This window comes from Cupriavidus sp. WKF15 (genome assembly GCF_029278605.1).
Classification (GTDB): Bacteria; Pseudomonadota; Gammaproteobacteria; order Burkholderiales; family Burkholderiaceae; genus Cupriavidus.
The window spans coordinates 734347-752760 of record NZ_CP119573.1; the positions used below are offsets into that span (position 1 = coordinate 734347).

Genomic DNA, 18414 nt, shown 5'->3' on the forward strand with positions numbered 1-18414 from the left:
CTCTCGCGACGGATCGCTGCATCGGGCCGTCGAGTCGACGCGCGAGCCGGCGTCACGAATGCCCGCAAGGCTGCGCTCGCCGCGCGTCGCTCCAGGCGTGGGCGCCTCTTCGATGGAACGGTCTTGGCTGCGAATTTCCGCACGGCACTCGCTGGCGCGCCAAATGGCAGACCGCGGTTGCTTTGCCGGGCAGGATGCCGGCGTCACTCAGGCCATGCTGGAGCGCAGTCCGATGACGCCGGGCCTTGACAGCCGGAACGAGGGGCTGGCTGCGGCCGCAGGACGGCGGGCAGCGCGTCCCGGCGGCAGGGCGCGCACGGTCGCTATTGCGCGAACCGGATATGTGCGCCGACGTCGTTGTTCGCGGCGTTGGCACCAGCGCCGACCCTGATGGTGTAGTTCCCACCGGTGAGGTCTGTCGTGATCGAGTTGTTCATCAACGTAGAAGCCTTGATTACGCCGACAACGGATCTCGAGCCGAAGCTGTTGCGCGGATAGGAAAGCTTGTTTTCAGAGAAGCTGGCAACCCCGGCGGAAATATTCGGATACGGGTCGCCGAATCCCGGCTTGTGCGTGCTGATGAACGTATTGCCCTCGATGACAATTCTTGCCCCGGCATCGATCGCCTGAAGTCCGACGCCACTGCTCCTGATCGTATTCTTTCTGACGATCGTGTTGACGGTTTTCATGTCGCCAACGCCCTCCGAATAGGCAGGGTAAACGCCGCCGTCCGCAGTGTCGATATCGTTGTTTTCAATGACGGATCCGGGCGCCGACAAGATGACCACGTAAGGATTCTTGGTTCCGGCCGGGCCGACAATCTGCGAGTTTCTGATTGTGACATTCTCGGTGTTCCTGCCGTTGTCGCCACCGACGAATTGCGAGCCCTTGTTATTCAGGAAGCGACAGGCATCGAAGACTATGTTTCCTGTTCGCGCGGTCACGCCATCCGCCGGCGTGCCATCGGGCTCGATATCTACCCCCGCGGCGGGAGCGTGGGTCGGGTAGGAGCCGCCGGTAATACCGGTGTTGCGGAACGAGGAGTTGGTGATCCGGAAGGATCTTGCCTGCATGATGCTCATGCCCTGGCGGGCATTGTTGTACGAATCGACATCGTGGATGGTGCCGTTGAGGTCGGCGGTGAACTCTCCGCCTATAAACAGGCCATCGCAGGCAAAGTGATGGACCTTCAGGTGGCTGAGCTCATAGTTGGAACTCGCGTTCGTCTGGATCCCCTGTGACGACGTTTCACTCAATGATTCGCCTCTCGGCGCAGGTGGCCGCGACATCTTGTCGACGTTGCCGTAGATCTCCAGGCCCGAGACCTTGAAATTGCTGGAATTCCTGAACTCGAACCCGAGCTGGTGCTTGTAGGAATACCAGGATCCGCCATGGTTGTAATCGTTGGTGATCGTGAAGTCCCCCTTGAAGGAAACCACCGATCCCGTACAGCCGATCAGGCTGAAGTTGCTCGCTTTCAGGAACTGGACATTCCTGATCTTGTTCGCCTCGGGACCGCCGGTGACGGCGTAGCGATTGATGTAGTAAGTCCCTTTGGGAAAATAGATGATCTGGCGCCTGGAAAATCTGCGATTGGTAATCTCTGACGCCATCCGCTGGAAGGCAACATAGTCGTCGGTGCTGCCATCTCCCCGGGCCCCGTAGGCGGTGATGGCCTTAACTGTGGCGCCAGGATAGGCGTTCTTCTCGGCGGTCAGAAGCGGGCACGGATCCGAGGCCGCGGAAGCGCTCATGGCGCTCGCCGTCGGGGCAGGGCCGGAGGCTGCCGTTACTGCGCTGGATATGGCGCCGGATGGGGCGCCGGATGGGGCGCCAGAACCCTGCCGGCTCTCATTCAGGCTTCTGGCCGACACCTGGAATCCAGTCTGCGGAAAGTTCGAAAGCAGCGGAAAGGAACAGCCAGCAACGACAGTGACGAAAAGCCAGAGTCGGCTCGACGTCTTTCGATTCTGCGATGGCGTGATCTTCATCTCGGATCCTGTTCAGCTATAAGGCGTACGCGCATGGTCGTGGCGACGGCAACAAGCCAGGCCTCCGGTCCGGTATTGGACAGGGTCAGGCCCGCAACCATTGATTGGCAGACCAGCGATATTTTCGGGCCCGGTCAAGGTCGCCCGATGCTCTTCAGGCCCGCCTTGCCGGTTTTGCGGGCTTTGCCGGCTTCGAGCTGTACTCACCGAGGTACCGGTATTTGCCGAAGTAGTAATGCGACCGGTACCAGCGGCCTTCGATGCGCAGACCATTGAGCAGTACGCCCTTGACCTCGGCGCCGCTCTGCCGGATCGCCCGCTGGGATGCCTGCAGTTCGCGTACAGTGCTCTTCTCGGCGAATGCCACCAGGAAGACGGCGGCGGCCTTGCTGGCCAGGATGCCGGCGTCGGTGGCGGCCAGGATGGGCGGGGTATCGATCAGGACCAGGTCGTAGCGCGTCGTCAGCATGGCGAGCAGGCTCTCCATCGCCGGGCTGAGCAGGACATCGGTCGCGTGCGGCGGCTCGCTGCCCGTCGAGATAAAGTCCAGACCCGGTGCCACTTCCCTTTGCACGACCTGATCAAACGGCGCGCCCAGCAGCAGTTCGGTCAGGCCGGGCGTGCGCTGGACCCCGAAGCGGCGATGCAGCGACCCGCGACGCAGGTCGGCGTCGATCAGCAGCACACGCCGGCCGCTGGCAGCGATCGTAGCGAAATTCGCGCAGATGAAGGACTTGCCGATGCCCGGGGCGGGCCCCGTAATGAGCACGGTCCGGCTCTTGTTGCCGGCCAGCGTGAACTGCAAAGCGGTGCGGAAGCTGCGCAGGGTTTCCGCCACGGGATCGTCCGGCTGTCGCCGCACCAGCACGTCGCCGGCGCCTTTCCTCTGCGTCTGTGCTTCCTGCAGCGAAAACGGGACCGTTGCATAGACGACCATGCCCGTTCTCCGCTCGATCTCGTCGGCGTCGCCTACGCCACCGTTGAAGCTGTGGCGCATGACGACCGCCGCGACGCCGGCGAAGAGGCCGACCACGACCGCAAGCGTGGCGATGACTTCACGGTTGGGGCGAATCGGGTTGACCGGCACTTCCGCCGAGTCCACCAGACGGGAGGTGCCAACCTTGCTGGCCTTCATCAGCCTGAGTTGCTGGATGTCGTTCAGCAGCGACTGCAGCATGTCGGAACTGACCTTTACGTCGCGCATCAGGCGCAGCACGTTCTGCTCGACATCCGGCAGCTTCTGGATGCGCCCCGACAGACCGTTGATCTGGGCGTTGACGCTCGCGATCTGGCTGTCAATCAGCGAGATGATCGGATGGTTGGGCGTGAAGCGTGCGTCCAGCTCCTGCCGTTTGGCCCGAAGCTCTTGCAGCTTGGCCTGGAGCTGGACCGACTGGTTCAGCATCAGCCTGGATTCCTCCGGCAGGTCAACGGTGCCGCGCTGGTTGCGCATGGCGTTGTAACGGCTCTCGGCCGTCTCGACCTGCTGCTTGAGCGCGGGCAGCTGCTGTTCCAGGAAACTCAGCGACTTCTCTGCTTCAGCGGCCTTGCGCAGCACGTTCTGCTCGACATAGGCGTTGCCGATTTCATTGAGCGTGGCGGCAGTCATTGACGGGTCGCTGCCTTCCAGCGCGACGCCGATCACGCCGCTTTGCCTGCCGCGCTCAAGAATCACGAGCTTGCCTTGCAAGCGCGAGATGGCCGTGCTGCGCGGCAGCCGGCGCAGCTCGAACCTGGTGCCGCTACGCGCATCGAGTTCCTTGACCAGCAGGCGGACGGGACCGGCCGGCGTACCGACGGAAAGGGGCTCGCCGACCTTGCCGCTGCCATGGACGTCACCGGCGTTGATCGACACCGAATAGCCTCCATCGCCGGCCGCTGTCAGCTGGATCGTGCGGCCTTCCAGCGACGCAGGCACGTCCAGCACCGGCACGGTGATCGATTCGCTTCCCCACGCGAAGCCGCCCCAACCGAAAAGACCCGGCTTGGACAGTTCCCGGTTAAAGCGCGTGACGCTCTCTCCGATCAGCGGAAAGTAGCGCGGCTTTGCCTCGATATCGAGATTCAAGGCTTCGACGGCTTTGCCAACCACCATCCGGGAGCGCACCAATTCCATCTCCGCCGAAGCCGCCGGCTTGAGATCCAGCCCCGGCGACATCGAGGTGGACAGCTTGCTTGCACCGCCCGCAGGTTGCCCATTCTGCTCCTCCACCTGGAGCACGATGTCCGTGCGGTAGACCGGCGCGGCGATCAGTGCGTAGAGCAAGCCCAGTGCGACGACGATGACGGCGGTGCCGAGGAACGACCAGCGGTACCGGACCAGAATATCGACATAGGCGGTCAGGTCGGCAGACTCGACCTGCTCGACCGGCTCGTCGGTCGCGTCATCCTGCTTGGTGATGATTCTCATGTCGGCCCCCTGTGACTGTCGTCGACGCAACGGCGTCCTTCGGTTCCAATAGCGACGACCAGGCTGAGATTCCCTGCTTGATCATTTCCAGGACAATGCCGAACATCTGCTGCGAGCTTTGGTACGGGTCGGGCACATCGAGATTCATGCCTTCGCACAGCCTGAAGGTCTTGCCGCGCGACTGCGGAAAGCGTTGCTCGAGCGTCTCGCGCTGGAAGCTTTCCATGACCAGTACCAGCTCGGCCGATTCCACCAGGGTGCTGTCGACGGCGCGGGCACGGTGGCCGGCAAGATTGCAGCCCTCGTTGGCCAGCAAGCGCACGGCGCGCGGATCGGCGGCGGCGCCGACCGGCGGCTCGAGCCCGGCCGAGGTCACTTCGAAGCCGGGCAGGGCGCGGTTGAGCAGGACGGCTGCCATCGGGCTACGGCAGACATTGCCGAGGCAGACGACGAGGATGGTTCTGGGCATGCCTGCGTCACTCACTTGATCGTCGCCGCGGTGCCGACCAGGGACGTGGATGGCAGCAGCAGGTTCATCACGCGGCTCCAGCGGACCAGGTCGCGGGCGTCGACATAGACCACGTCCTTCGGCTCCAGCTCGAAGCCTTCGGCAATGGCCAGTGCCGCCGGCGATGACCCGTCGAGGTGGAAAACCTTAGGTTCACCGTCCGAGGCCTTGCGAATGACGAAGATCTGTTCCGCATTGGCCGTGCCCGGATTGACGCCGCCTGCATCACCCAACGCCTCGTTCAGCGTCATGCGGCCGTTGCGCATCAGCAGCGACGTTGGCCTTCCCACTTCGCCGGTCACGAAGATCTTGTTGTCCTCGCGCTGTTCCACGCGCACGATGTCGCCGGAGCGCAACATGATGCGGGCCGGATCGATGCCCTGGGACAGCAGCGCGGGAATATTGACGTACCAGCTGCGTTCACCGCGGGTTACCCGCACGCGGCTGTTGTCCCCGGTGGTATTCAGCACGCCCCCGGCGCGATTGAGCGCCTCGACCAGCGTCATCGGCGCATCGTCGATGGCGAGCATGCCGGGTGTCCGGACTTCCCCGTCGACGTAGACACGCTGGCTGCGATAGCCGAGCACGCGCACGGTCATCTGGGGATCCCGCACGACGCGCGAGAGGATGCGAGCGGTTTCGTCGCGCACCTGGACGGCGGTCTTGCCGGCGACCCTGAGCGTGCCGGCATAGGGAAACTGGATGTCTCCCTGCGCACCCACCACATAGCCCGGCAGGTTGGAGCCACCGGTCGACGCGGGAATCTCGAAGCTCGCGGCGGGGCTGTAGGTCTGGGTCGGGAAGACCAGCTCCGGATGATCCCAGACCACCACCGAGATGATGTCGCCCGGGCCGATCCGGTAAGGCTGCGGCACGCCATACAGCTCTTCGACGTGCTCGTTGGTGGGTTTGATCTTGGTGCGCAGTTCGCGCACGAGGTCGAGCGTGATCGGCGTCACGTTGGGCACCGCGTCGGGGCCGACCGCCTTGACCGGCGCCTTGCTGTCGAAGACCATGCCCGGGGAGGCGGCACAGGCCGTCAGCAGCGCGGTGGTCAACAGGGGCAGCAGGGAGGCTGCGGCGCTGCGGCACCTCGCCATGCTTGTGGGCTGGATGGCACGGTTGCGGAGTGGACTCACGGCGATCTCCTCGCAAAGCGGGCAGGCACAAGACCCGGAACTACGCCCACGATGCATTCATCGTAGGCAGGCCGGCTGAAAGGCTCGGTGCGCTGTCACACATTGTCTTCAGGCGGGGGAGCCTCCTGCCATGTGGAAGCGAAAGCGACACGGCATGGACGGCTGTTCTCCCCCATCGGGAGGGGACGGCCATCTGGACGATGCTGCCGCCCCCGGGCAACGCAGTATCCTGCGGGAACACACGGCCGGGCGCGGCCACGTGTCGGGCCACTCGACTGAGCATAGGCCATCGTCTGGGAGATCCGTCCTGGCAAGGTGCGCGGCAGTGTGCGGGGGACAACAGTGGGTGCGGAGGCCGGGCTGCCAGAATGCCTAGAATCGATGCGGGGATCCAGCGAGCCGGGCACCGGCGCCAGGCGTGGTGGCGGGGACTGAATCTTCCGCGCCAGGAACCGCCATCAAGGCGAGGCGCAGCGCTGGCAATACGCGCGGTCACAGGTAGCAAAAGCGGTATGGCCGGGCCATGCAACGATGCCGGCGCCATTTTGACCGCGTTTCCAACGAAGACTGGCACGCCTGGCGATGACAGGCCGCAAGGCAGGCCCGACGGCTATGCCGGCGATGACGTTACCAATCTTCTTTCCGGGGAGTCCTGGCATGCGTATGCAGATCGCCCGCAATGTGCTCTGGCTGGTTTTCGAGCGTGGTCTGCAGGTGCTGTTTGGCATCGCGAGCGTGGCAATGATCGCACGCGCCGTTGGTCCTGAAGGCTTTGCGGAGTTCCAGTACGCACAATCGCTGGTGCTGATCGCGTCGGCGTTCGCCCTTATCTGCGGCAATGAAGTGGTCATCCCGCGCCTGGTGGCCGACCAGGCGCCAGACGCGCAGCACAGGCTCCTGGCCCACGTGTTTGGCTTGCGCGAGATTGCCGCAGTGGTTGGCTATGTGCTGGTGGCGGTGGTCGTGGCGATGACGGAGGAGGACAAAGTCATCGTCCTGGTCGTCATCATCATCGGCATTCCCATTCTGATGCGCGAGCCCTTTGGCGCGGTCCGGTCATGGCTGCAGTCTCGGACCGACAGCCGCCCGGCTGTGGTCTACGGCATGGCCGGCCTCGTGTTCCGAATGGTGGCGGTCGCGGCGCTCTACCTGGCCGGCATGAATTCCGTGCCGGCCTTTGCCTGGGTGATCGCCGTGGAGTCCGTGCTGTACGCGGCACTGCTGGCGCGCTACTACCGGCAGCGCAGTCCGCGCGGCACGGTGGACTTTGACTGGTCTCTTGCCCGGATGCTGTTGCGCGACGGCACCGTGTTCTGGATGAGCACGATGCTGATGCTGTGCGCGAAGCGCGTCGACCAGCTCCTGCTCAAGCCGCACATTTCCCTGTTCGAGCTGGGCAGCTATGCCGCGTCCATGCAGATTCTGGACAATTTCATGATGCTCAGCGCGATCATCGCCAGCTCGGTGGCGCCGATGATGATCTATGCGCAGCCGACCCTGGCCCTGGTACGCCGCAACGTGCTGCGCGTCACTGCCGGCATGGTTGCGCTGGGCGTGGCCGGGGGCATCCTGATCGCCTACTGCGCGCCATGGATCATTGCGTTGATCTACGGCGCTCACTACGAGGCCGCAGTGACGCTGTTGCGCCTTTCCGCGATGGCATCCGGCCTGGTGTTTGCCGACGCCGCGTTGTCGTTGCTGGTGATCTACCTGCGCCGGCCGAACTGGCTGGTGGAGAAATGGCTGCTGGTGCTTTTCACCATGGTCGTGGTGGACCTCATCGCAATCCCGCGGTACGGTGCCCAGGGCGCGGTCTATGGCTATATCGCGGGCAACGCGGTAGCGGTGATTGCCGGCATCGGCTTCTTCATCCGCTGCCGCGAGCCGGTCGCGGTGGAGCAGGCGGCGTGACTTGCCGGCGCCTGTCACGGTGCCGCGGCGCACGCCTGGCTTGAATGTGAAAGGCCCCAGGAACGTTGACCATGGAATACGCATCTTCCGCGTGGCATGTCATCAGCGCGACGCTCGTACTGCTGGTGGGAGCGCAGGTGACGCTGGTCCTCTGCCGCAAGTTCGGTACCGGGCCGAAGTGGGGGCTCTTTCTCTACCTGTGGCACACGATTTTCTGCGTCTTCTACGCGAAACTGGAGATGGACGAGCGTAGCGACGCGACGGACTATTTCGATGCTTCGCTGTCCCCGTCGCCGGAGTTTTCCATCGGCACGCACGCGGTGAGCTACTTCACGCATATCTTCTCCAGTTACCTCGGCCTCTCATACCTCGGGGTGTTCTTCGTCTTCAACATATTCGGGGTCATCGGCCTGCTGGCGTTCGACGCGGTGTTGCACAGGGTCACCCGGGACCGGAGCAGGTTTCTGCAGTGGCTGGCCATCGTGATCGTGCTGATGCCGTCGATCAGCTTCTGGAGCACAGCCATCGGCAAGGATGGCGTTGCCTTCATGGCGACCAGTCTTGCGTTGTGGGCGAGCATGTCGATGCCGCGCCGCAGCCTGGTGATGGTCATCGCCGTTGCCGCGATGTTTGTCGTGCGCCCGCACATCGCGGCAGTGATGATCGTGGCGCTGGCTGCCTCGATGCTGATCTCGTCCAGGATGTCCCTGAAATGGCGTGTCCTTCTGGCCGGCGCTGCATTGTCCGCCGCTGCGGCGGTTGTACCGTTCGCCATGCATTATGCCGGCCTGGCCGATGGAGCGGACGCAGCCACCATCGAGCAGTACATCCAGACGCGCCAGGGATTTAACCAGCAGGGCGGCGGCGGCGTCGACATCTCCGGCATGTCGCTGCCGATGCAGCTTTTCACCTATGTGTTTCGGCCTCTGCCGGTAGAGGCCCGCGACGTCTTCGGCCTTGCCGCGTCGATGGACAACATGGTGCTGCTGCTGCTCGCCACGCTTGCCATCTGGGGCGCAATCCGGCGGCGGGGAAGCCGCGTAGTGCTGAAGAACCGGCTGTTTCTCTGGATATACTGCTGCGGCACGTCGGTGATCCTTGCCACGACAACAGCGAATCTGGGAATTTCCGTGCGGCAAAAGTGGATGTTCGTGCCGATGCTGGTCTGCCTGCTGATTTGCAGCGTCAGAGAAAGACGGGCCGGGCGCAGTGTGTCCGGCGAGTTCCAGTCGCTGGGAACCCATTTCAAAATGAGGAAAGGGCGCGAAGGCTGACGCCGGGCCGCAGGGCTGCGGCGTGACCGACGCCGCGTGGTCATTGCACGCAATCCAGCCGCAACGAAGCCATGCGGCCCGGCATCAGCCTTCCTTTCGGGTTCCATCCGGAAACGGGTTCTTACGGGTAGGCCGTGGCGTGGTGCGGGGCGCGCTCATACCCGGCATTGTCCAGTCAGGGCAGGACTGCCCTGACGCCTGCGCGGCCTTTCGCGATTTGTTTCTTTGCCGCCATGCCCGCGTGTCTTCGTGCGAGCCGAAGCCCGTGGTTCTCCGTTCCTGCCGCACTCGCCTCTCACAGATGAACGGACCACGGTGACTTGGCGGGCTGCGCCTTTGCCTTTGTATCAAACCGGCGATTGATGCATCTGCGCATTGGCTTCTCGATGGCGAAATGCAGCAGGATCGCAACGCCTACCGTCAGTGCCAGCAGCAGCGTTGCCTGCACGGCCGCCGGCAGGGCGGTCAGGCCTGGCAGCTGCCTGCGCGCGAACGCGAACATGTACTGGGGAATGCGCTGCACAATGTAGAGGCAGTAGGAGACTTCACCTAGGAACACGAGGCTGCGCAGCGACAGGGCGCGAGTGAGCACGTCGTTTTTGTAGGAGAGGGAGAACACCAGCCCGGCTGCACCGGCTACGAACAGCGTATCCACTCCCACCGCGACGCCGGTTGCGCAGACCGCGAGCGACACCAGCGCGCCCCAGGCGTAGCCACCATGATCAGGCACGGCTTCACGCAGTCGGCAGAGCAGCACACCCAGCATGAATTCCGGGACCAGCCGGGCCACGCCCCCGCTGAGCGACAGATGGTCGGGCGACGCCGCTTCCACTGCGGCCAGCACCACCAGGGCCACGCAGCCTGCCAGGAGGATGCGGATCCTGCTGAAGCGCGGCGCCGCCAGGAGAAAGAGCGGGAAGAACACATAGGCGAACCATTCGGCGCTGACTGACCATCCGACATCGTTCCAGCCGTTTCCCCCGGCATACCGCCACGCGCTCAGCATGAACAGTTCCAGCAAGAAATCCGGCGCCCGGTAGCCGCTGGTCCCCACAATCTGCGTGTGCAGGGCATAGTCGCGGACCAGGACCGCAGCGGCGAACGCCAGCAGGCAGACCAGGTATACCGGGTAGATGCGGGCGATCCGGGCCACGATGAACCGCTTCAGGTTCAATGGCTGGCCAGGCGCCGGATCGTAGTTGTAGGCGAGGATGAAGCCGCTCAGGATAAAGAAACCGTCGACACCCAGATAGCCGTGGTCGAAGTAGGTGCTGGTGAAGCCGATATGGAAGAACGCGCCTTCCGGTCCATAGACGGTGAAATAGTGTCTGCACAATACCCATAACGCCAGGAAAAGCCGCAGGCTCGTGAGGGGTTTGAACTGGTTCATCGCAGCCTCCTGCATTGTTCAGGACCGAAGCCGCCTGGCGGCCGGCACGGCGAGGCCTCCGCCCGCATCGCTTCGGTTCCCTGCACCATCGTTGCCGCACGCGGGCCCTGGCAGCGCCGGCGGATGACCTCGTTACGGGCGCGCAGTCCTATTCCTATTCGGCCGGGCTTTTCACGCCCTGGAAGGCTGGCGGCGGATGCAGCTGCGCGTCAGCGCCGCCTTCGGCAAGGACCTGCGGCGCGCCCTGCGGCTGGAAGGCGCGGCTGCCGCCCTCCGCGGCATGGCGCAGCCTGATATGCCGCGCGATGCAGGGCGCGGCATATTTGGCGCCATAGACGAAGCGCAACGCCGGGCCGAAGCTCATGGCCGCCGCGGGCCCCGTGATGTAGAGCCCTGGCACGGCGGATTCGAAGTGGCCCGACAGTTCGGGCCAGCCATCGACCAGTGACAGCGCCTGGATGATCTCCGGCGACAGGAAGGCGTGCTTGGCCACGTCGACCCTGAAGCCGGTGGCCGCGACGACGTGGTCCCCGGTAACGGTGGCCGGACCGTCGCCGCCGGTCACCTGCAGCACGACCCCGCTCTTGTGAACGCTGACGTGCTCGACCGAAGTGTTCATCGACAACTCGACCTTGCCGACTACGCGGTCGCGCAGCCACCACGCGCCGGAGGGTCCGAACGAGGTTTCGGCGATGCGCCTGCGCAGCCGCTGCCCTGCGGCCCGGAACAGATATGGAAATTCCGACAGGACGTACGGATACCAGCCCTGAGCCAACCCGCCTTCGGGACTCAGCATCCGCGAGATCAGGCTGCGGCCGACATCGGGATCCTTGTTCCAGGTAATGGTGTCGCCCCGGATCAGCACGCGGACATGCGCGCCCAGTTCGTTGAACAGTGCCGCCAGCCCAAGGGCGGATTGTCCGCCGCCAACGATGACGATGCGCTTGCCACGGGCCCACGACAGGCTGCCGAATACACCGGAGTGCACGACACCCGGGCTGGGCAACCCCTGCAGTACCGCTGGCATGTACTCGAACCCCTTGAGCCCGAGGGCAACCACCGCACGTCGGGCAATCAGGCAGCTGCCGTCGCTCAGTGACAGGCGAAAGCAACCGTCCTGGCGGCGCAACTCCGTAACTTCCACCGGGCGCACGTGGCCGACCAGCTGCGACTGGAACCAGAGTCCATACTCGATGAATCGTTCAAGCGGCAGGCGCATCCCGATCGGGGCATACGGCAAGTGCATGCGACGGCTGTAGTCCTCCAGCCGGTAGCCGGCACGGGGTGCGTACAGGTCGGAGGCGAAGGCCTCCGAACGCATGAGCATCCCGGGAGGCATGAAATTGCGCCACGCAAACATCGGCTCGCCGAGCACCTGGTGGGGCACGCCAATGTCGCTGAGGTGGGCTGAAATCGACAGTCCGTAGGGGCCGGCCCCGATAATCGCGGTGTCTGTGGTCGAGATCATTGCTGTTCCTGTTGGACCTGGTCGCGGCGCGTGGAAGGAAACCAGCCGTTCCACTGATGAAGGAAGCGGTCGAGCGGCCGGTTCAGGCAGTAGTGACGGATGGCCGGAAGCGGGTCGTCCCAGCGGAAATAGCCATCGAAGGTGCGGGCATCAAGCGGCACCAGGCCGGCCGGGGCCCGACGGATGAAGGTTGCGCGCCAGACCGCGGGGGGCGAGGCCGCGACTGCCGGCAGTTCGGGCAGGCCCAGTTCATGCCGGTACGCCGCGAGCGGGATATTGACCCCGCACAGCGTGGCGATTTCCTCCTGCCAGTCGATCCGTCCTACGGTAGGCTCGATCATCACGAAGCGCCGGTGGTTGTCGTCCCACTTGTATTCCATGCTGCCCATGCCCTCGAAGCCGGCGCACCTGGCGAAGTCCAGCGTGATCCGCTCCAGCTCCGCGTGGGCTTCCGGCGCGGCGACACATACGGCGGTACTGCCGACGTCCGGTGGCCAGCAGGCCAGCTTCCTGCCCGTGAATGCCGCCGCGGTCATGCCGTTCCTGCCGCGGTAGAAGAGCGTGAAATAGATATTGCTCTGCGTGCCTTCGATCCATTCCTGCGCCACGATGCCACCGGGCGTGCGCAGCATGGCGCGGGCGTGGGCCTGGCCCTCGGGCAGCGTTTCCACGCGGACTGCCCGCTCCTTGTTCCCGCTCAGCGCCTGGCGCTTGTCGTCGGGTTTGAGCACGCAGGGAAAGCGCAAGCCAGATAGCATGGACACGTCGAGCTGTCCGTTCATGATGACGGTGCGTGGCACCGGGAAGCTGTTTGCTTCGGCAAAGCAATGGAAGGCCGCCTTGCTGCTGAGCATGCGCACGCCTTGCGCCGACGGCATCCGAAACCGGTACCAGGCCGACAGCTCATCCCGGTTTTCCGAGACGCTGTGGACGGCATCCTCGTCGGTCAGGAACAATACCGGCCGCTGGCCGAGACGCCGGGCCAGCGCGATCATGTCTTCGGTGAAGTCGCGGCCCACGAAGCTGCGAACGATATGCCGGCGGGCATGACGCGACCAGAATGCCGGCGTGCCGTGTCTTGTGTCCACGACGACGACGGGAATGCCGTTGCCTGACAGCGAGCGTACCAATCCAAGCCCGCCGAGTTCGCCGCCGACGACTACGGCCACGGTTTTCTCTGCCGGATCCATCATGCTATTCATCATGATTTCTGGGAAGCGGTAGGCCTTGCACTGCGGCCGGATGGCCGAAAAGGGCAAGAACGGAGCTCGCAAGGTCCAGACGCTCCTGCCTGTCCCGTCGGCACAGGTACCGGGGCTGCGTACCAGACCGACAATGGCAATGTAGATTTGTGCACACGGGTTATCCGTACGGAGACACACACACGCCGCTTCAAGGGGGCACCACGGTCCTGCCTTCGGCACCGGTGCACCGGGTCAGCGCTTTCAGGCTACATCGAAGCCCGCGGGCTTTCCGTACGGGGGCATACACACTCCCGGTTTCCGGCACCGCCGCGCTGCAGCCGGGACCATCGGACGCGGGCCTGTTACCTACCGATGGATGATTCCGCCTAGGCCAAAAGGCTACTGTCGGCGCTGCGCGTCCTGGCGCCAAATGCCGGAAGTGATATTGCGCCCTATCGCCGGGGAGAAAGCCATGTCCTGTCTGTCAACAGGGGCCGCCACGGGAGAGACCCTCGTCATTGTGGTTACCTCGCGCGAGCCCGCGGGTTGGGAGCGGTCCGTGACGCAGCGTCTGCAAGGCTCGGGCACATGCCGGCTAATCGTGCGCACGCTGGATGCAATGAATGATCCGGACGAAGTGCGCGCAGCGGCTGGTGCAGCGCAGGCGCCGCCAATGCGCGCGCCCGTGACCGCCATCGTCGACCTCACCGGCCGCCTGGATACCGACTGGCACCACTACGCCACTGAGGGCATGTGGCGCCTTTGCGACCAGCGCGGGCTTGCTCCGGGCGATCCGCACCACGGGCTGGAGACACATGCCAGTGGTGCGGGCATCCACCTGCAGCTGGTGGCGTGGACGCCGTCGCGCGTGTTGATCGTCGATACCGCGTCCGGCTATGCCGAACCCTGTGAAAAAATCAGTTCTGAACGGCTTGCCGTCATGAGCGCGTCGCTGCTCATCGGTGCCCTGCGTGAAATCCGTGCCCTCGGCGGCCTGAGAGGGCGCCAGCCATGGGAGCCGCGCCGCGGCCGCGTGCCGGCATGGCGGCGCCTGCTCTGGCGCATGCGCGCCGTGGCCGGTCACGCTGCCATCCAGCTCAAGGGATTTCTTCTGGTCGAGCAATGGATGGTGGGCGTCGTCGACATGGCGCTTGCTGACGCGGTGCGCGCGCAGCAGCTGCCGGTGCGATGGCTCGGCAAGCGCGAGCCGTCGTACTGCTGGGCGGATCCGTTCGGGGTGCCCGGCAGGCAGGACGAGATCTATTGCGAGGAGTTCGATCTGCGGCACGGCCTTGGCCGCATCGTCAGGCTGACCCTGGATGCGCACGACGTGCCGTCCCGCGCCGGGGACGTCGATCTTGGTCTGCCCGGGCACCTGTCGTTTCCGTATCTTTTCCGCCACGACGGGGCGCTGTATTGCGTGGCGGAGTCGTCGCAGAGCCGGCGCTGCGTGCTGAACCGCCAGGACGAGACCGGAGGCTGGCAGCAGGTCGCGGTGCTTCTGGAAGACGTCGCAGCGGTCGACCCGACCATCTTCGAGCATGACGGCCGCTTCTGGCTGCTCTACACAGACGTTCAGATGGGGCAGTTCGACAACGTATGCCTGTGCTATGCCGACCACCTGCTCGGGCCCTGGCAGCCACACCCGCAGAACCCGGTCAAGTTCGACCACGGCTCGGCGCGCGCGGCCGGGTCGGTTGTGCGCGACGCAGGGCAACTGCTGCGCGTGGCGCAGGTCTGCAAGAGCGGCTACGGGCAGGCCATCGCAGTCAACCGCATTGTGCATTGCACGCCGGAGTTCTATCGGGAGGAGACGGTGGGGATCGTCAGCCCGAAGGGGGACCGCGTCAACCCGGACGGACTGCATACCATGTCGGACTGGGGCGACCGTACCGTGGTGGACGGCAAGCGCCACCTCTTCCACGCAGGGGTGCTGTGGCACCGGATCGTGGCGCGCGTCGCGCGCGCCTTGCGCCTGCCTGCGCCTACTCGAACCCCATCTCGCGCAGCATCGCGCCATTGACCTTGTGCACGTCATACTTGGTCTCGGCGATCTGGCGCGAGCGTTGGCCCATGCGCACCACCTTTTCCCAGTCCTCGATCAGCTGCAGCATGGCCAGCTCCAGCGCGCCGACGGACTTGACCGGCACCAGGATGCCATTGTCGCCGTCAACCACAGTCTCGCGGCAGCCCGGCGCATCCGTGGTGATAATGGGCCGTCCCATCGCCATGGCTTCCAGCACGGAGCGCGGTGTGCCTTCACCGTAGGAGGGCAGCACGTAGACGTTGCAGCGGGCGATGGCCGGGCGCACGTCCGACAGGCGGCCAAGGAAGTCGACCGTCCCGTCGGCGATCCATGCGTCCAGTTCATCCTGTGCGATGGCATTGGGACCGGTGTCGATCCAGCCCACCAGGCTGAAGCGGGCGTTGGCGCCACGCGCCCGGATGCGGCGCGCGGCCTCTGCATACTCGCGCACGCCCTTGTCGCCCAGGAGGCGGGCGATCAGCAGAAAGTGCGGACCGTCGGCAGGCAGCGGCGCGGCCTGGAAGCTCGCGACGTCCACGCCGGAGCCATTGACGATGCACGAGCGCTTGCCGGCCGGCAGGATCTCCGAGCGGCGGAACAGCGCCTCATCGTCGGGATTCTGGAAAAAGGTCGTATGCGCACGCCTGAGCGCCAGCGCGTAAAGCCGCTGTACCAGCGCGCGCAGCCTGCTTTGCTCACTGCCTTCACGGAAGGCATAGCCAAGCCCCGTGATCAGCGCGAAACGGCGCGGCACGCGCGCCAGCCACGCTGCCAGCAAGCCATAGATCACCGGCTTGATGGTATAGCTCATGACGCAGTCGGGGCGGATCCTGCGCATCAGGCGATGCAGCGCGAGCAGGGTGCGCGCATCGGCCAGCGGGTTCATGCCGGTACGCTCGAGCGCGACGTCATGCACGATCACGCCGCGCGATTCCAACGCGGTGCGCGCTGGGTCTCCCGCCGGCAGGCCGGGCGCGGCCACATGCATTTCCACCCCTTTTTCCTGCAATGCCGCGATGAGCGGGCCGCGAAACGTAATCAGCGACTCGCCGAAGCTGGCGATCATCAGGAAGCGCATGCCAGGCTCCGGTCAGGCGCGGCCGCGTTCACCGGCTCCGGCGACGTCCCGTGCGAACGCTCGTTCTCCAGCCATGCCTGGAACATGAGCACGCACCACAATGAATGCTGCCAGTTGCGCCGTCCGCAAAGATGCTCGGCCCACCGGCTGCGGACCGGCTCCGGATTCAGGTAGCCCTGCTGCCGCAGACGCCGGTCATCCAGGAGATCCTCGGCCCAGTCGCGCAGCGGCCCGCGCAGCCAGGTGTCGATCGGAATGCCGAAGCCCATCTTCGGGCGCTCGATCAGGGAGGCCGGCACATAGCGGTCGAGTACCCTGCGCAGGACCCATTTGGTCGTGTAGCCGCGGGCATCCCTGCGCAACTTGTACGCCAGCGGCAGGCGCCAGGCGAATTCGACCACGCGGTGGTCGAGGAAGGGCACGCGCGTCTCGAGGCTGTGACGCATGGCCGCGCGGTCTACCTTGGCCAGGATGTCGTCCGGCAGGTAGGTCAGCAGGTCCAGCGCCATCATGCGCTCCACCTCGGCCAGTGCGCCGAAGGACTGCGCGGCGCTGTCCAGCAGTGTGGCGGGCTCCATGCCGCCGATGACGAGCCTGTCGGGGCGGGACCACTGGGACACCATGCCGCGGTACAGCTCGGCCCCCGAACGCGCGGCCATGACGCCGGCCCCTTTGTGGATTTTCTCGCCCACACTGAACCAGCGCGAGGCGACGGGGAACGAGGCCGCGATCCGATCGATGCGGTGCGGAGAGAGGCGCGTCAGTCCCCAGGCGGCGGCGGCCCGCATCGGGCTGGGAATGCGCGCGAGACGCTGCCACAGCTCGGCCGTGATCTGGTAGCGGTTATAGCCGCCGAACAGCTCGTCGCCGGCGTCGCCGGACAGCGATACGGTGACGTGCCGCCGCGCCAGTTCGCTGACCAGCAGGGTTGGGATCTGCGATGAATCGGCGAACGGCTCATCATAGGTCGCGGGCAGCCCCGGGATGACTGCCATCGCGTGTTCCGGCGTGACGTACAGCTCCGTGTGGTCGGTGCCAAGATGCCGTGCCACGGCCTTCGCGTGCGCGGCTTCACTGTAATCCGAGCCGTGAAAGCCAATGGTGAACGTGCGGATCGCCTGCGATGACTGGGACTGCATCAGCGCCGCGACCGTCGAGGAGTCGATGCCACCGGAAAGAAAGGCGCCCAGCGGCACGTCCGCCATCATCTGGCGCTTGACGGCGTCGCGCAGCAGCCGTTCCAGGCTGTCGACCGCTTCCCCGGCATCTCCGGTGAAAGGATTGCGCACGCCATCCAGCACCACCGCGGCGCCGGACCAGTAGGGCCGCAGCGCGGGTTCGGGGGCGCGCATCGAGACCGTGAGCAGGTGCCCCGGCAGCAGCTTGGCGACGCCCTGGTAGATCGAATGGCCGCCGCCCACATTGTTGTGGCGCATATACAGGCACAGCGCATCCCGGTCGATGCGGCCCTCGAACGACGGGTGCGGCCGCAGCGCCTTGAGTTCCGATCCGAACAGAAAGGTACGGGCGCTGCCTGTGGCCTGCCAGCCATAGTAGAGCGGCTTTTCGCCGAGCCGGTCCCGGGCCAGCGTGAGCGTGCCGGTGTGCCGGTCCCACAATGCGAATGCGAACATGCCCACAGCCAGCCTGACGGTGGCGTCGACGCCCCAGGCGTCGATGCCGGCCAGCAGCGTTTCGGTGTCGGAGTGACCCCGCCACCGGGGCGCGGCGCCCGCGCGCTCCAGCTCGGCGCGGATCTCCAGGTGGTTGTAGATCTCGCCGTTGAACGCAATCACGTGGCGGCCGCTGGCAGCGGTCATCGGCTGATGTCCGGCCGCCGAGAGATCGACAATCGCCAGGCGCCGGTGGGCCATGCCGAAGGGCTTGTCCGGGTCGCACCAGATATCGCCGTGGTCTGGCCCGCGGTGGCGAATCTGGCTGGCCATGTTGCTCAGCACGGTTGCCCGGCCGGCCAGAGTGTCCGGCAAGCCGCCGAGGAATCCTGCGAATCCGCACATGCTGTTTTTCCGGTTGC

At 65.2% G+C, this 18414-nt stretch carries 12 protein-coding genes; 3 read left to right on the forward strand and 9 right to left on the reverse strand.

The window, feature by feature from the left end; translation table 11 throughout:
* Positions 1–323 precede the first annotated feature (323 nt).
* The 4 genes from CupriaWKF_RS20700 to CupriaWKF_RS20715 all read right to left on the reverse strand — a co-directional run bounded on the left by CupriaWKF_RS20700 (position 324) and on the right by CupriaWKF_RS20715 (position 6009).
* A complete protein-coding gene (locus CupriaWKF_RS20700) occupies positions 324–1991 on the reverse strand; it encodes a right-handed parallel beta-helix repeat-containing protein (protein ID WP_276102631.1) in 1668 nt (555 codons plus the stop codon).
* A gap of 154 nt (positions 1992–2145) precedes the next feature.
* Complete coding sequence (locus CupriaWKF_RS20705; protein ID WP_276102632.1) at positions 2146–4401, reverse strand: polysaccharide biosynthesis tyrosine autokinase; 2256 nt, start codon at positions 4399–4401, stop codon at positions 2146–2148.
* A complete protein-coding gene (locus CupriaWKF_RS20710; protein WP_276102633.1) occupies positions 4376–4870 on the reverse strand; it encodes a low molecular weight protein-tyrosine-phosphatase in 495 nt (164 codons plus the stop codon). The genes CupriaWKF_RS20705 and CupriaWKF_RS20710 overlap by 26 nt, the downstream gene beginning before the upstream one ends.
* Positions 4871–4881: 11 nt before the next feature.
* Positions 4882–6009, reverse strand: coding sequence for a polysaccharide biosynthesis/export family protein (locus tag CupriaWKF_RS20715; RefSeq protein ID WP_276103342.1), 1128 nt, complete (start codon positions 6007–6009; stop codon positions 4882–4884).
* A gap of 696 nt (positions 6010–6705) precedes the next feature.
* On the opposite strand from CupriaWKF_RS20715, the gene CupriaWKF_RS20720 reads away from it, so the two are divergent.
* Together CupriaWKF_RS20720 and CupriaWKF_RS20725 are read left to right on the forward strand one after the other, a co-directional pair.
* Positions 6706–7959: an oligosaccharide flippase family protein gene (locus CupriaWKF_RS20720; RefSeq protein WP_276102634.1), complete on the forward strand. Its 1254-nt coding sequence runs from the start codon at positions 6706–6708 to the stop codon at positions 7957–7959.
* A gap of 71 nt (positions 7960–8030) precedes the next feature.
* Positions 8031–9233 (forward strand): hypothetical protein, encoded by a 1203-nt coding sequence (locus CupriaWKF_RS20725; protein WP_276102635.1) that lies wholly within the window; start codon positions 8031–8033, stop codon positions 9231–9233.
* Between the two features lie 295 nt (positions 9234–9528).
* On the opposite strand, the gene CupriaWKF_RS20730 is transcribed toward CupriaWKF_RS20725, so the two are convergent.
* From CupriaWKF_RS20730 to CupriaWKF_RS20740, 3 genes are all read right to left on the reverse strand, one after another.
* Complete coding sequence (locus CupriaWKF_RS20730) at positions 9529–10623, reverse strand: acyltransferase (RefSeq protein WP_276102636.1); 1095 nt, start codon at positions 10621–10623, stop codon at positions 9529–9531.
* Between the two features lie 154 nt (positions 10624–10777).
* Entirely contained in the window at positions 10778–12091 is a 1314-nt protein-coding gene (locus tag CupriaWKF_RS20735; protein ID WP_276102637.1) for an FAD-dependent oxidoreductase, read from the reverse strand.
* Complete coding sequence (locus CupriaWKF_RS20740; protein WP_276103343.1) at positions 12088–13293, reverse strand: carboxylate--amine ligase; 1206 nt, start codon at positions 13291–13293, stop codon at positions 12088–12090. Before CupriaWKF_RS20740 ends, CupriaWKF_RS20735 begins: the two co-directional genes overlap by 4 nt.
* 454 nt (positions 13294–13747) lie before the next feature.
* On the opposite strand from CupriaWKF_RS20740, the gene CupriaWKF_RS20745 reads away from it, so the two are divergent.
* Positions 13748–15298 (forward strand): hypothetical protein, encoded by a 1551-nt coding sequence (locus CupriaWKF_RS20745; RefSeq protein ID WP_276102638.1) that lies wholly within the window; start codon positions 13748–13750, stop codon positions 15296–15298.
* On the opposite strand, the gene CupriaWKF_RS20750 is transcribed toward CupriaWKF_RS20745, so the two are convergent.
* Both CupriaWKF_RS20750 and asnB read right to left on the reverse strand, forming a co-directional pair.
* Positions 15261–16379 (reverse strand): glycosyltransferase family 4 protein, encoded by a 1119-nt coding sequence (locus CupriaWKF_RS20750; RefSeq protein ID WP_276102639.1) that lies wholly within the window; start codon positions 16377–16379, stop codon positions 15261–15263. The genes CupriaWKF_RS20745 and CupriaWKF_RS20750 overlap by 38 nt on opposite strands.
* Complete coding sequence (asnB, locus tag CupriaWKF_RS20755) at positions 16367–18397, reverse strand: asparagine synthase (glutamine-hydrolyzing) (protein WP_276102640.1); 2031 nt, start codon at positions 18395–18397, stop codon at positions 16367–16369. The genes CupriaWKF_RS20750 and asnB overlap by 13 nt, the downstream gene beginning before the upstream one ends.
* Positions 18398–18414: the final 17 nt, after the last annotated feature.